Annotated in this window: 16 protein-coding genes and 2 pseudogenes; 13 read left to right on the top strand and 5 right to left on the bottom strand. The window is 61.3% G+C overall.

What is annotated here, in order from left to right:
• Positions 1-82 precede the first annotated feature (82 nt).
• From ACVWW1_RS20700 to ACVWW1_RS20640, 13 genes and pseudogenes are all read left to right on the top strand, one after another.
• A pseudogene (locus ACVWW1_RS20700) lies at positions 83-418 on the top strand (response regulator transcription factor); the annotation flags it as partial.
• A complete protein-coding gene (locus ACVWW1_RS20695) occupies positions 415-1074 on the top strand; it encodes a sigma-70 family RNA polymerase sigma factor (RefSeq protein ID WP_456657274.1) in 660 nt (219 codons plus the stop codon). The pseudogene ACVWW1_RS20700 and the gene ACVWW1_RS20695, both read left to right, overlap by 4 nt.
• 4 nt (positions 1075-1078) lie before the next feature.
• Positions 1079-2116: an L-histidine N(alpha)-methyltransferase gene (gene egtD / locus ACVWW1_RS20690; protein ID WP_456657273.1), complete on the top strand. Its 1038-nt coding sequence runs from the start codon at positions 1079-1081 to the stop codon at positions 2114-2116.
• Between the two features lie 131 nt (positions 2117-2247).
• Positions 2248-2502: a hypothetical protein gene (locus ACVWW1_RS20685; protein WP_456657272.1), complete on the top strand. Its 255-nt coding sequence runs from the start codon at positions 2248-2250 to the stop codon at positions 2500-2502.
• Between the two features lie 37 nt (positions 2503-2539).
• The gene (locus ACVWW1_RS20680; RefSeq protein WP_456657271.1) at positions 2540-3223 is read left to right on the top strand and encodes an HWE histidine kinase domain-containing protein; all 684 of its coding nucleotides are present in this window, start codon (positions 2540-2542) and stop codon (positions 3221-3223) included.
• 18 nt (positions 3224-3241) lie between these two features.
• Positions 3242-3502, top strand: a pseudogene (locus ACVWW1_RS20675) (DUF417 family protein); the annotation flags it as partial.
• Between the two features lie 58 nt (positions 3503-3560).
• Positions 3561-3758 (top strand): DUF417 family protein, encoded by a 198-nt coding sequence (locus tag ACVWW1_RS20670; protein ID WP_456657270.1) that lies wholly within the window; start codon positions 3561-3563, stop codon positions 3756-3758.
• A 300-nt stretch (positions 3759-4058) separates the two neighbouring features.
• Entirely contained in the window at positions 4059-5732 is a 1674-nt protein-coding gene (locus tag ACVWW1_RS20665; protein WP_456657269.1) for an ATP-binding protein, read from the top strand.
• Positions 5733-5734: 2 nt separating this feature from the next.
• Complete coding sequence (locus tag ACVWW1_RS20660; protein WP_456660630.1) at positions 5735-6349, top strand: response regulator transcription factor; 615 nt, start codon at positions 5735-5737, stop codon at positions 6347-6349.
• Positions 6350-6502: 153 nt separating this feature from the next.
• Complete coding sequence (locus ACVWW1_RS20655; RefSeq protein WP_456657268.1) at positions 6503-7627, top strand: helix-turn-helix domain-containing protein; 1125 nt, start codon at positions 6503-6505, stop codon at positions 7625-7627.
• A gap of 194 nt (positions 7628-7821) precedes the next feature.
• Entirely contained in the window at positions 7822-8691 is an 870-nt protein-coding gene (locus ACVWW1_RS20650) for an alpha/beta fold hydrolase (RefSeq protein WP_456657267.1), read from the top strand.
• Positions 8692-8730: 39 nt separating this feature from the next.
• Entirely contained in the window at positions 8731-9705 is a 975-nt protein-coding gene (locus ACVWW1_RS20645; protein ID WP_456657266.1) for a zinc-binding alcohol dehydrogenase family protein, read from the top strand.
• Positions 9706-9738: 33 nt separating this feature from the next.
• Positions 9739-10509, top strand: a complete 771-nt coding sequence (locus ACVWW1_RS20640) for an SDR family oxidoreductase (protein ID WP_456657265.1) — start codon at positions 9739-9741, stop codon at positions 10507-10509.
• A 112-nt stretch (positions 10510-10621) separates the two neighbouring features.
• Here the strand turns inward: ACVWW1_RS20640 and ACVWW1_RS20635 are convergent, their stop codons facing one another.
• Genes ACVWW1_RS20635 through ACVWW1_RS20615 form a run of 5 tightly spaced genes read right to left on the bottom strand, consistent with a single transcriptional unit; the run spans position 10622 to position 12514 of the window.
• Complete coding sequence (locus ACVWW1_RS20635) at positions 10622-10834, bottom strand: hypothetical protein (RefSeq protein WP_456657264.1); 213 nt, start codon at positions 10832-10834, stop codon at positions 10622-10624.
• A gap of 41 nt (positions 10835-10875) precedes the next feature.
• Positions 10876-11142, bottom strand: coding sequence for a DUF6510 family protein (locus ACVWW1_RS20630; protein ID WP_456657263.1), 267 nt, complete (start codon positions 11140-11142; stop codon positions 10876-10878).
• A 5-nt stretch (positions 11143-11147) separates the two neighbouring features.
• Positions 11148-11501, bottom strand: a complete 354-nt coding sequence (locus ACVWW1_RS20625) for a hypothetical protein (RefSeq protein ID WP_456660629.1) — start codon at positions 11499-11501, stop codon at positions 11148-11150.
• Positions 11410-11910 carry an FAD-binding oxidoreductase gene (locus ACVWW1_RS20620; protein WP_456657262.1) on the bottom strand — a complete coding sequence of 167 codons (501 nt, stop codon included), beginning with the start codon at positions 11908-11910 and terminating at the stop codon, positions 11410-11412. The genes ACVWW1_RS20625 and ACVWW1_RS20620 overlap by 92 nt, the downstream gene beginning before the upstream one ends.
• Entirely contained in the window at positions 11897-12514 is a 618-nt protein-coding gene (locus ACVWW1_RS20615; protein WP_456657261.1) for a sulfite oxidase-like oxidoreductase, read from the bottom strand. Before ACVWW1_RS20615 ends, ACVWW1_RS20620 begins: the two co-directional genes overlap by 14 nt.
• Positions 12515-12563: the final 49 nt, after the last annotated feature.

The following is a 12563-nucleotide window of genomic DNA, read 5'->3' as shown; positions in this document are numbered from 1 at the left end:
CTCGTTGCGATCGCGTTTCGATGATGGTTGCGCCTTGCGAGGGTAAGTCAGGTGAAGGTCCCTTTTCGTAGGAGTCGTCGATGACGACGAGGCCCTGTGCCTGTCTTTGGTGGATCTGATGCGATCGATCGGCTACCGCTCCGAGCCGTTTGACAGCGCCGAAACGCTACTTAGCTACGCCGACCGGTTCAGCTTCGATTGCATCATCGCCGACGTTCACATGCCTGGAATAGGCGGGCTCAACCTCGTTCGCGAGCTCCAGCAGCAGAAGGTCGGAGCGCCGGTGATTCTCATTACCGCGCTTCCTCACAAGCAGCTGGACGCGGAGGCGACCTCGATAGGCGCATTCTGCCTGCTCAGAAAGCCGTTCGAAACCAGCGCGCTGCTTGAGTGTCTCGACAGGAGTCTGCGAAGATGAAAGCGGTCTCGAGTGACGACGTGACGTCCTCTATGGCTACGCAATCGTCTGGTGGCGACGAAGCCGGGTATGCGCGGCCCCCGGACGATGCGGATCGGTCGCGGCATGATCGCCGGAAAACGGCCCGCTGGGAGAGATGGAACAACTGCTCGGAGCGATGGGGCCGGCTGATGCTTGCGGCGCGAGCGGGGGATGGAGCCGCATATGAGCAATTGCTTCGGGAGCTGGATCTATGGCTTCGGGCCTACTATGCGCGCCGGCTTCCCTATCCCGCCGCCGACGATGCGCGGCAGGAGGTGCTCTTGGCCATTCACGCGAAACGCCACATGTTTGCGCCATCGAAGCCCTTCGGGGCCTGGGTCACGGCGATTGCCCACTACAAATGGGTCGATCGGGTTCGCGATGCATCGCGCTACAGTGCGCTCGCGCTCGATGAGGACATCGCAGTCGAGGATCACGAAAGTGCCACGCTCAGCGCTGCTGCGCTTGACCAGTTGCTCGGCCGGCTGAAGCCCGCGCAAGAGCGTGTGATCCGCCTCGTGAAGCTCAATGGTCTCAGCATCGCGCGAGCGTCAGGTGCGACCGGCCAGTCGGCGGCCCTGGTGAAGATCAATATCCACCGCGGCTTGAAGAAATTGGCGGCATTGGTCTCCTGACGCCATGGCCGCCGCCGGCCGGGCAAGCGGGACGTCGCGCGAAGGAAAGACAAAATTGCTTCAACTCCAGTACGAGGTGCGATCCGGGGCCGCCGACCTGACGACGGCGTTCCGCTGTGACATCATGGAAGGGCTGAGCCTCGTGCAAAAGGCAGTTCCGGCGAGATGGCTTTATGACCGTCGCGGGTCGGCTCTATTTGAAGCCATCACGCTACTGCCCGAATACTACCCAACGCGAACTGAGCGATCGATCCTGGCGTCCGCTGCATCGGAAATCGCCGCGCTGGCGGGGCCCGACCGCGCAGTCATAGAATTCGGCTCGGGCTCGTCGGCAAAGACGCGACTGCTGCTGGCGGAGACGGCGCCCATCGCCTATGTGCCGATCGACATCTCGGGAGAATTCCTCCGGGAGGTGGTGGAAGACCTGTCGCAGGCATTCCCAAGGCTACCGATCTATCCAACAGAGGCCGACTTTACGTATCCCTTTGCGTTGCCGGGAGAGATTGCGTCGACTGCGCGCCTCGCCGTCTTTCTGGGGTCGACAATCGGGAACCTCGCCGTGCCTGCGGCGGTCGATCTGTTGCGGGCTATGGCGGTGACGCTGGGTACCGGATCGATGTTGCTGATAGGTATCGACCGCATCAAGGATCAGAGGCTTCTGCTGCCGGCGTATGACGACACGCAAGGGCTGACGGCCGCCTTCAATCTCAATCTCTTGCATCGGATCAATCGCGAACTGGGCGGCTCGGTTCCTCTGGGGGCATTTCGCCACCTGGCGCGGTGGAATGATGCGGAGGCGCGTATCGAGATGCATCTGGAAGCCACTCGCGACGCCCACTTCGAGGTCGACGGTCGCGTCTTCTCGTTGTCGAAGGGCGAGACCATCCACACGGAGAACAGCCGCAAATACGGGCGGAGGGATGCCTTTGTCCTGCTGCAGGCCGGCGGATGGAGTCCCATCGCCGATTGGGCTGACGACAGCAAGCTCTTCTCAAGCTCAGTCATACTCGCGGAGAAAATGCCCGCGCAGGCATCGCCCTAGGTTGCGTCAGGCTAAACGGAATCATTCCAACAATATCGCCTCAGTCGGCGCAATCCACAAACAGCGAGGTTCGAACCTATGTTGCATAGTGCGCGCGTCTTCACGGCAATCAACTGCGTTGAGGTACGACCATGCAACTCCGTTCACCCCTCATCCTGGGCTTCGCCGCTGTTCCCCTGGCCGCCCTGGCAGATCCAGTCGCGGCGCCGTCGCCGAAAGCGTCGAGCACGGCTGCAAGCGTCCAGGTGCAGCCGCGCGGCAATGATTTCATGCCGAATTCGCTCGCCGAGGATGCGGTGCAGAAGCGCATTACCGACTTCAACCGAAAACAGGAAGATCTGGAGGCAGATCTCGACAAGAAGCTGAAAATCTGCCGCGGCTGTTGACCGATATCCGGTTCAGCAAACAGCGATAGGCCTGCATATGAGGCGCACTGTCACCGGTTCATTCCGTCATGAAAGCGGGGGCGCGAACCACGAGCGGATCGCTCCGACCCGCGATGATTCGCTGGAGCTCGTCGTACGGGAATTGCAGCATCGAATGCGCAATATCCTCAGCATCGTCTTGTGTTTCGTGAACAACACCGATGCGAGCACGACGACGGACTTTCGGGCCGCGCTCTCGGCCCGGATCTCGATCCTGTCCGATGCTTGCAGGATTATCGAGTCTGCGCGAGAGCAGCGCGTGCCTCTTGCGGGGATGCTGAAGCGAACGCTCAAGCCGCACGCAATGTTTCACAAGGACCGGATTCTGCTCGCTGGACCGGACCTTGCGCTGGAGCCTCACATCGCGCTGTCGCTGCACGTCATCATTCACGAACTGGCGACGAACGCGAGCAAGTACGGCGCGCTGACATCGGCTGCGGGAGCCGTCGAGGTGATCTGGAAGAGCTTGCCTTATCTCGGCGGACAACGCCTTGCCATCCAGTGGAGCGAGCGCGGTGGACCGAAGGTGACCAAGCCGGAACGCAGGGGCTTCGGCACGCAATTGATTGCGAAGGTGTTACCGGGGGCGCAGGTCGATCTCGACTTCGCGCCCGACGGTCTTGTCTGCCGGCTTCTGATCGATCTCGGCCAGACGCAGGCCACACAAGCGGCTGTTAGCTAAGATAAAAGGATCGACATCATGAGCCTATTGACGAGCATTCCGCGGAAATCGTTCGCAAGCAAGCTGCCGGTATCGGGTCTGCTGGCGGGAAATCTGGACTATCACATCGTCCGGGCTTCGATGGTGATCCTATTCTTCTTCTTCGGTTACCAGAAATGGTGGGCGTACGAGGCGGATCGCCTGGAGCCCTTCATTAGCAACGGTCCCTTGATCTGGTGGCTCTACCCCGCTTTCGGCCATCAGGGGGCCAGTTGGTTTCTTGGCGTCTCCGAATGGACTTTCGGCGCCTTGATATTCGCAGGCTTCTGGAGCAAGCGCCTCGGCATTCTAGGGGCCCTTGGATCCACCTGGTACCTTCATTGCGACGGTCACGATCATTCCGTTCATGCCGGATGGTTGGGACGCTGCGGCGGGCGGCTTTCCGGCGATGACGGGCAATGTCCCATTCCTGATGAAGGATGTCGTGCTGCTTGCGGTGTCGTTGTATCTTCTGAAGCAAGACACGGTGCGGGTCGTGAAGCGACTTGCGGCTTGAGATACCCCGCAAGGCAGAAGCAGTCATGGCGAGCGCCATGCCAATGACCAGCAAGGCGCAGTAACACTCTTCCGCACTTTCGTGATTATTCGAAGCAGCCATCGCATTGGTTACACCGGCTTCGAAAAAAAAGCGCGATGCGCGGTGAAGTGTCTGTTGCGGGTTCGTGAACCGTGGCTCCCCGCAGCAAAACTTGGCAACGTTCGCGAGTCCCGTTACATCTCGGGACGTACTGACGCACGCTCTCGTCCCCAGCCCTCTATGCGCAGGCCGCGAGGTGATGCGTCGAGACGTCTGGATATGAAGGTGACGACGAGACATCTCGGTATGAGGCTTGATCACGAGAGGCACGAACTGGATCTGGTCGCCAAGGCGTTTCGGATCATCTCGAAGGAAATTAGCTATCAGGGATTGGCCAAGGCTCTCCTCATGGAGGCGCTGAGTTACTCCGGCGCGACTCGGGGGGCGATCTTGCTCGGCGGGCAAAGAGAGCTGCTTGCCAAAGCCGATGCGAGCTTCCCGCGCGAGAGGGCGAACTTCCTCGCCTCCTTCCCGCCGAACGCGCAATTCCGCTTGCCGAGTGATCTCGCCGAAGAGGTGCTCGATCGCAAGGAAACGGTGGTGAGGCGGGTTGACGTGGAGAGGTCGGCGCTAGTTGATCATGCGAACCTGCCGTCTGGAAAGATAACCCAGCTATGCCTGCCGTTGGTTCACCAGCACTGGGCGATCGGCGTTCTCTATATCGAGGCGGACGGAGATGCAGATATCTTCACGCCGCGATGCGTCTGGGTGATATCGATGCTCGCCAACCAGGCCGCCGTCCTATTCGAATCCGTACGCCTCTTCGAGGCGCTGCGCGAGACCAACATGTGGATGGTCAGAGGTCAGCAGATCGGGGGGATGGGCAGCTATCGCTGGAATACCCGGACGCTGCTCTCTCGTGGATCGCGCGAATGCTACCGCATTCTGGATATCGATCTCGACTTAAATCCCGTGCCATTCGAGGTGTTCAGGAGCCGGGTCCATCCTGAAGATTATCCCGCGCTGGAGCAGGCTCTCACCGAGGCGATCAGCGCGAAGTCGCCATTCTCCCACGACTACCGGGTGGTCCATCGAAACGGCAAGACGTTGCATGTCACCGCCGTCGGGCAGTTCGATGACGGGCCGACGGGAGACCTTGAGCTGGAAGGCATCATCACCGATGTCACGCAGCGGAAGGCGGCGGAGCAAGCCCTTGCCGACGCACGGAACGAGCTGGCGCGAGCGACGGGTCTGGCGTCCCTTGGCGAGCTCGCCGGCTCGATCATTCACGAGATCGATCAGCCGCTGACGGGGATGATCATGAGCGCGGAAGCTTGCCTCCGATGGCTCTCCAGAGATCCCGTCCAGGCCGCGGCTGCCCGGAGGTCGGCCGCACGCATCATCAGGCAGGCTCGCCGCGCCGCGGAGGTTGTGACTGGGGTGCGATCTCTCGTGAGGGGTACGCAGGTCCATTTTTCCGAGTTCGATATCAACGAGGCGGTTACGGAGGTTCTGCTTCTGTCGAAAAGGGAGATCGAGCGAGCCGGCATCATCGTCCGGACCGACTTCGATCGATCATCGCCTCATGTCGAAGCGGATCGTGTTCAGGTCCAGCAGGTTGCGCTCAACCTGGTGCGCAACGCGATCGAGGCCATGGCCGGGGTTGAGGAGGGGAACCGCATTTTGGCTCTCTCTTCGAGGGTCGCCGATGGTATGATTTCCGTCGTAATCGCGGACACGGGGGTTGGCATCAGCCCGGCTGATAGAGAGCGGGTCTTCGAGACGCTCTATACGACGAAGGGGGCGGGACTCGGTCTGGGACTGTCGATCTGCCGCAAGATAGTGAAACTCCACGGAGGACAGCTATGGGTGGAAGAAAACGGGAGGCGCGGAGCGAGGTTCACCTTCGTTCTCCCGCTTCGCCAGGCGGTTCGGACGTCGGAAAGCCGGTAGACATGCCTGCTTCTGGCATTGTTCATATTGTCGACGATGACCGCGCGGTTCGGGAGTCCCTTGGCGACCTGCTCGAGTCCCTGCACTACAAGGTCGCCTTGTACGGATCTGCTCCGGATTTCCTCAAGGTTGACCTTTCCGATGCGCCCGCGTGTCTTGTGCTCGATGTCAGATTGCCGGGTACGAGCGGTTTGGAGCTGCAGGAGTACCTGACAAAAATCAACGTCGGAATCCCGGTGATCCTGATGACCGCTTTCGGAGACATTCCGATGTCGGTAAGGGGCATGAAGCTGGGCGCGGTCGATTTTCTCACCAAGCCGATACGTGACCAGGATCTTCTCGATGCGGTCACCGCCGCGATCCGAAAGGACATCGATCGACGCGATGACAACGCGCACCTTGCGCAGTTGCAGGAGAAGTTTGCGCTCCTGACCACGCGCGAGCGGCAAGTGATGACGCTGGTGGCATCCGGTCTGATGAACAAGCAGGTCGCCAGCGAACTCTCGATCAGCGAAGCGACGGTCAAGATGCATCGCGGCAGCGTGATGCGGAAGCTCGGGGCAAAGACCGCGGCAACGCTCGTTCGAATGGCTGAGGCGCTCCAACTCCAGGGCTGAAGCGTCTCTCCGGAGCTGGCACCGCGCAGCCAATCGCCAGCGCCGTCCCTGCACGCGGACCCCATACCTAGGTATGGGACGGAACAGCACAAGCGTGAGATTGCCCGCCAGGGTGATGAAAAGCATGGTGCTCCTGTGCGGGGCTGCCAGCCGGTGTTGGCATCTCGCTTTAACCGGCGAGGTGACGCCACTTGCAGCTTCCAGCTTCAACGCTCGCATCCGTGCGATCAAGGCGTCTCCTCCGAGCAGAAGTTCGTTGACGACTGGACACAGCCATCCGGAGCACAGAACAGGGCGACGACGATGGGGATGTATGTATCAAATTCGAGTGAGAGTGCGCCGCGAATGGTTGTCTCCGCTTCGCCAATCAGTCCGGTGAACGCGACGCAAACGTCCAGGCCGTCCGAGGCGGCGCTTCATCCGACGGTCAGCATAACGCCTTCCGAGCCGGTGAAGCGCCTTGGAATAGGCTGGCGCTGGTGGTTTTCGGAGAGCGTCCACCTTCCGTTGGGCAACCGGATTGAATTTCGCTTTCAGGGATCGAGACACCTCCTGGCGTTATACAACGAGGGGGCACGGAAAGGCGGCGAGACTTCCATCGATGGTCTCAGTTCGTCGAAGCTGCGCGGTTCCGACCACAGACTGACCTTTGTCCCGGCCGGACGCGCTTACAGGGAATGGTATGAGACCGCCTCGTCGGCGCAGGTGACTTTCCTCTATTTCGATCCCGCCGCGCTTCATAAGTCCGACGACAGCAAGAACGGGCTCGCGCCAAGGATATACTTCGAGGATCCGCTGGTCTGGGAGACCGCCTCCAAACTGAAGAAGGCAATCGAGAGCGCGGAGACGAATTGCGCGCCCTACCTCGAGGCGCTCTGTGGCGTGCTTGCCCACGAGCTTTCCAGGTCTGATCACCATCTTGTTCGCGAACCGGCACCGGTCAGCCGCGGTGGTCTTGCAGGTTGGCAGAAGCGCGTCGTGGTCGAGTACATCGAGGAGCATCTGGGCGAGCAAGTCTGCCTGCTGAAGCTCGCCGAGCTTGCCAGGCTCAGCGTTCACCACTTCTGCCGCGCATTCAAGAAGTCGTTCGGAATCCCGGCCTATCAGTATCAGGTCCAGCGGCGTATGGAGTTCGCCAAGTCGAGACTGGCGGATCGCGCGGTATCGATTACGGACATCGCGCTCAGCCTTGGCTACGCGCAAACGAGCTCCTTCAGCTCAGCCTTTCGCAAAGCGACGGGTTGGACGCCCTCCGACTATCGCAGGGAGTTCGAATGAGTCGATCAGAAGGGTGATCAGTCGGGCAGAGGAGGTGACAGGGGGTTTCGTGCTGGGCAGAAAAATCCCAGGGCTGTAACCGGATCGTGCCGAGCCGCGAAATAGCTACGTCAGACCGCCGCGGATCGGCTGCCAACGGGTCATCCTTTTCACAAGACGCAACCGGCGTCGAGGGGAGCCGCAAGGGACCGCAGATGACGAGCATTCGATACCGCAAGGCGGACGTGGACGGACTGAACGTATTCTATCGGGAGGCTGGCCGGGCCGACGCGCCCGTCTTGCTGCTGCTTCACGGATTTCCGACGGCGGGCCACATGTTCCGCGAGTTAATCCCGGCCCTCTCGGATCGCTTCCGACTGGTGGCGCCGGATCTGCCCGGGTTCGGCCAGTCAGACATGCCGGCTCGCGAAAGTTTTGCCTATACGTTCGCCGCCCTGGCGCAGGTGATCGAACGGTTCACGGAAATCGTCGGACTTGCTCGTTTCTCGCTCTACGTCTTCGATTATGGCGCGCCGACGGGCTTTCGGATGGCTGTTCGACATCCCGAGCGTATCACTTCCATCATTTCACAGAATGGCAATGCTTATGAGGAGGGATTGAGCGAAGGCTGGAGCCCGATCCGTGCTTACTGGCAAGATCCGTCGCAAGCGAACCGGGCGGTGCTGCGATCATTCCTTTCGCCGGAAACGACGGCCTGGCAATACACCCACGGGGTGCCTGACGCCTCCTTGATCTCTCCTGATGGATACACGCTCGACAACCATTATCTCGCGCGCCCCGGCGCCGACGAGGTCCAACTCGACCTTTTCGGCGACTACAGGACCAACGTCGCCATGTATCCGGAATTCCAGGCCTACTTCCGCAAGCACAGGCCGCCCTTGCTGGCAGTTTGGGGCAAGAACGATCCTTTCTTCCTGCCGGCTGGCGCGAAGGCGTTCCAGCGCGACATCCCGGATGCCGAAGTGCGCTTCTTCGACACGGGTCACTTTGCGCTTGAGACGCATGCCCAGGAGATCGCCGCGGCGATCGGTAATTTTCTTGCGCAGCCGATCTCCACTGCATGATCAGCGCTTTCCGCCGCGCCAGACGCCAGGAGAACCATCATGCTTGCCATCGTTCTTGAAAAATTCGGCGGCTTGGACAGCCTTGTCTATCGGGACGTTCCGGACCCGGAACCGCAGTTTGGCCATGTCGTGATCGAGGTCAAGGGCTTCGGCATCAATCATGCAGAGATGCACATGCGCCGAGGCGAATGGGTCGAAGCGGCGCCGATCAGCGGCATCGAATGCGTCGGTCTTGTGACGTCGTGCCCGGGCAGAGAATTTCCCGTGGGGGCCAAGGTGGCCGCACTGATGGGCGGCCTAGGCCGGACCATCAATGGCAGCTACGCCGAGTACACGCGTGCTCCAGTCTCGAACGTCGCATTGATCGACGCAGATTTGCCCTGGGCTGAGCTCGCAGCGATACCCGAAACCTTCGCGACGGCATGGACCTGTTTGTTCCGAAACCTCGAGCTCCAGAGAGGCCAGCTTATTGTCATCCGGGGAGCGACCTCCTCGTTTGGTCAAGCGGCGCTCAAGCTCGCGGTCAATTCCGGAGCGCGGGTGATTGCGACGACGCGCAGCCGGGAACGGTTCGCCATGCTGGAGAAGCTCGGGGCCGCGCGGTGCGAGATCGAACGGCGGGATCTCTCAAAACATCTGGCCGAGGCGAAGCAGGTAGACGCAGTTCTGGACCTCGTCGGCAACAGCGTCGTTCTCGACTCCCTTGCCATGCTTCGCCGTAGCGGCCGTTCCTGTCTCGCCGGCTGGCTCGGCGGGCTTGATCCGATTCCGGATTTCAATCCGCTGCTACAGATGCCGAGCGGCGTGTACCTGACCTTCTTCGGCAGCTTCGTGTTCGGCACGCCCGGGTTTCCGCTCTCCGACGTGCCGCTGCGGGAAATTGCCGCCGACGCCGCGGCCGGCCGGCTGGATGTCAAGCCAGCCCGCATCTTTCGCTTCGACGAGATTCGCGAGGCCCATCGCGTCATGGAGGCGAACGAGGCGGCCGGAAAGATGGTCGTTGTTCGCGACTGATGTTTGCAAGCGTGGTATTCCGGGAGAGTTGAAATGCCGAATTCAGTGGCGATCGTGACGGGTGCGAGCCAGGGAATCGGCCGGGCGACTGCAGTGCGTCTGGCGCGCGATTTCTCGGCGCTAGTCCTGGTGGCGCGAAATCGCGCTAACCTTGAGGATACCGCAAAGGCGGTAAAGGCCGCCGGCGCCGAGGTGCTGGTGATCGATGTCGATCTGGCCGAGCCAGTTGCTGCCCAATCTGTCGTCGCCCAGACCCTGGCGGCCTTCGGCCGGATCGATGCGCTGCTCAATATCGCCGGTGCGGTACCTCAGGTCGAACTGTTCGAGACGACGGAGGCTCAGTGGGAAGCGGGGCTGGCGTTGAAGCTGCATGGCGCTCGGCGGCTCACGATCGCCGCTTGGCCGGCGCTCATGGTCGCGAAGGGGGCCGTGGTGATGATGTCGGGAAACTCCGCCTCCTTTCCCAACGCGCCGTATGCCGCGGTCGGCACCATCAACGCTGCGATCGTCGCTTTGGCCAAGGCCTTCTCCGACAAGGGAATCAGCGATGGCGTCCAGGTGAATAGCGTCCTGCCGGGGCCGGTGATGACCGGCCGTCGCCGTTCCTACCTCCAGCATTGGGCGCCCCTGCACGACATGAGCCTCGAGGAGGCGACGGCGAAGTTTCCCAAGGAGGCCGGCATCGCGCGTTATGGCGAGCCGGAGGAAATTGCCGAGCTGATGGCATTCCTCGTATCGTCCGGCGCGCGCTGGATGACCGGCTCGGCGTTACGAATGGATGGGGGCGAGGTGAAGTCGATCTGACCGGCGGGCCGGGCGCAACCGTCATGCGTTCGGACTGCGGGACCGCGGACGGGACGGATTATTCAGTCGACGCTTCGCTTCCAGACCCCGTCGCCGGCGCTTGCCGACCCTTTCAGTCTTCTCCAGTTCTGGATCTGAGAAGCACTTCGCGATGCCTGATCAGAATCTCGAGCCGCGCGGCCTGATCGTCGATTTGCTTGCCGAGGAGCTCTTCACCCACGGCGACAGAATATGAGGCGGCCTGTTCGATCAACTCGCGAAGGGTCGCAACTGCGGCGGCAATCTGGCGTTCGATCTCAGTGAGATGGATGTCTTCACCGTGCATGAAAGGTCTTTGATTTCGGAGTCTGGCGGACGACACCGCAATTAGAAGTACAGGTGCCGGGCACCGCTCAATTCAAGGACACAGCCGTTCTGGGTTCGCGTTGCCCTCATCAGATCGCCGCCGCAATCGGCGCACCTGACGAGCGCCTCCAGGGGGCTGCTATCGACGACTAATGCGCCAAGACTGGACACGGTGTTGCATGCCGCACACCGAATCTTCATCAGCGTGATGTCGGAGGCAAAGGGTTCTTGAAGCAAGCGTGTCCCTGCGTCACCACCGAGAATGAGGTCGGCGATATTGTCTGCCATGGCGATCATCCTCCTGATGGTCCAAATCGTTCCGTCTTGATACTGAGGGGATCGAAGCCGAGCTTGATCAGCTTGCTCGAGATGCTTTCGACGAACCCAGTGGGTCCGCACACGAAGAAGCTCGGATTGTGCTCGCGCGCAAAGCTGTTATCTGCGAGCAGAATCTCATTGACCCGCCCCCTATGTCCGCTCCAGTCAGCGGGATGCTCGCGGGTCAGCGCATAGACGAGGCGCAGGTCGCGATCGCCGTGAGCCATCGCATCGAGTTCATCCCGGTACACGACGTCGGCCAGGCTGCGTACCGAATAGATCAATGATGCCTGTACATGTGCGAGCGACCTGTCGCGGTGACGCAGCATCGCCATCAGCGGCGTAATCCCTGTGCCGCCCGCGACCAGGCAAATCGGCCCACCGCGAGTCTGGGTTCCAGATGAAATGCCGCCCGATGGGCCCGCGAAACTCGAGAGCGTCACCAACCCGCAATTCGTCGAGCAGATAAGAGGACACCTCGCCGTCGTCGACCCGTTCCACGGTGAGGGTGAGCAGTTTTTCCTCCGGAGGCGATGCGATCGAGTAACTTCGTTCGGCCTGATAGCCATCTTCGGCCGTGAGACGTATGTCGACGTGCTGGCCGGGCCAGTGCCCGGACCATGTCGCCGGCTGCAGGATGATGCTCTTCACGCGGCTGGTTTCGGCCAGGATGGCCTGCACCCGACCGGTCTGCCATGCGATGCTGGGCTGCTGCAGGGGTGCATCAGTCGCCGTCATAACGCTGCTCCCGCCAGGGATCGCCATAGTTGTGATAGCCACGCGATTCCCAGAAACCCGGCTCGTCGTTGGGCATGAAGCGGAGCCGTCGCAGCCACTTTGCGCTCTTCCAGAAATAGAGATGCGGCACCAAGAGTCGGGCAGGACCACCGTGCGCGGGAGCGAGCGGCAACCTCTCATAGCGCGTGGCAATCATCGCCTTTCCCGCGACGAGGTCGGCGACCGGAAGGTTCGTCGTGTAGCCGCCGTCGCAATGCGCCATGACGTAGGCGCCCGGCGGTTCGCTCACTCCGGCGACCTTGAGAAGATCGTCGAGGCTCACTCCCTGCCAAACCGTGTCGAACTTCGTCCACTTGGTGACGCAGTGAATGTCGACTGTGATCCTGCTTTGGGGCAGCGCCTCGAATTCGTCCCAGCTCCATTTCCCGAGCAACGCGCCGCCAAATTGCAGTGCAATCTTCCAGTCGGCGACACGGATCTCCGGCGTGGGTCCGGCGGACAGTACCGGGAAGTCGGTCGTCAGATACTGCCCTGGTGGCAACCGGGCGGCGTCGGATGTCTGCCGCCTTGGTTTGAAGCCGCGGGAAACGGGAGGTCGGTCCATGGCGCGTGCCCTTATGCAGTGAGGCGCGGGGTGTCCGGATGTGCATCGG

The sequence above is a fragment of the Bradyrhizobium sp. JR3.5 genome, assembly GCF_054057015.1.
The sequence above is the reverse complement of the archived record's forward strand: the minus strand, read 5'-3'. Positions and strand labels throughout refer to the sequence as shown.

Coding starts and splice junctions, on each gene's coding strand:
- ACVWW1_RS20695 (WP_456657274.1), top strand. CDS start 415: ATGAAAGCGGTCTCGAGTGACGACGTGACGTCCTCTATGGCTACGCAA.
- egtD (WP_456657273.1), top strand. CDS start 1,079: ATGGCCGCCGCCGGCCGGGCAAGCGGGACGTCGCGCGAAGGAAAGACA.
- ACVWW1_RS20685 (WP_456657272.1), top strand. CDS start 2,248: ATGCAACTCCGTTCACCCCTCATCCTGGGCTTCGCCGCTGTTCCCCTG.
- ACVWW1_RS20680 (WP_456657271.1), top strand. CDS start 2,540: ATGAGGCGCACTGTCACCGGTTCATTCCGTCATGAAAGCGGGGGCGCG.
- ACVWW1_RS20665 (WP_456657269.1), top strand. CDS start 4,059: ATGAAGGTGACGACGAGACATCTCGGTATGAGGCTTGATCACGAGAGG.
- ACVWW1_RS20660 (WP_456660630.1), top strand. CDS start 5,735: ATGCCTGCTTCTGGCATTGTTCATATTGTCGACGATGACCGCGCGGTT.
- ACVWW1_RS20650 (WP_456657267.1), top strand. CDS start 7,822: ATGACGAGCATTCGATACCGCAAGGCGGACGTGGACGGACTGAACGTA.
- ACVWW1_RS20645 (WP_456657266.1), top strand. CDS start 8,731: ATGCTTGCCATCGTTCTTGAAAAATTCGGCGGCTTGGACAGCCTTGTC.
- ACVWW1_RS20640 (WP_456657265.1), top strand. CDS start 9,739: ATGCCGAATTCAGTGGCGATCGTGACGGGTGCGAGCCAGGGAATCGGC.
- ACVWW1_RS20635 (WP_456657264.1), bottom strand. CDS start 10,834: ATGCACGGTGAAGACATCCATCTCACTGAGATCGAACGCCAGATTGCC.
- ACVWW1_RS20630 (WP_456657263.1), bottom strand. CDS start 11,142: ATGGCAGACAATATCGCCGACCTCATTCTCGGTGGTGACGCAGGGACA.
- ACVWW1_RS20625 (WP_456660629.1), bottom strand. CDS start 11,501: ATGCTGCGTCACCGCGACAGGTCGCTCGCACATGTACAGGCATCATTG.
- ACVWW1_RS20620 (WP_456657262.1), bottom strand. CDS start 11,910: ATGACGGCGACTGATGCACCCCTGCAGCAGCCCAGCATCGCATGGCAG.
- ACVWW1_RS20615 (WP_456657261.1), bottom strand. CDS start 12,514: ATGGACCGACCTCCCGTTTCCCGCGGCTTCAAACCAAGGCGGCAGACA.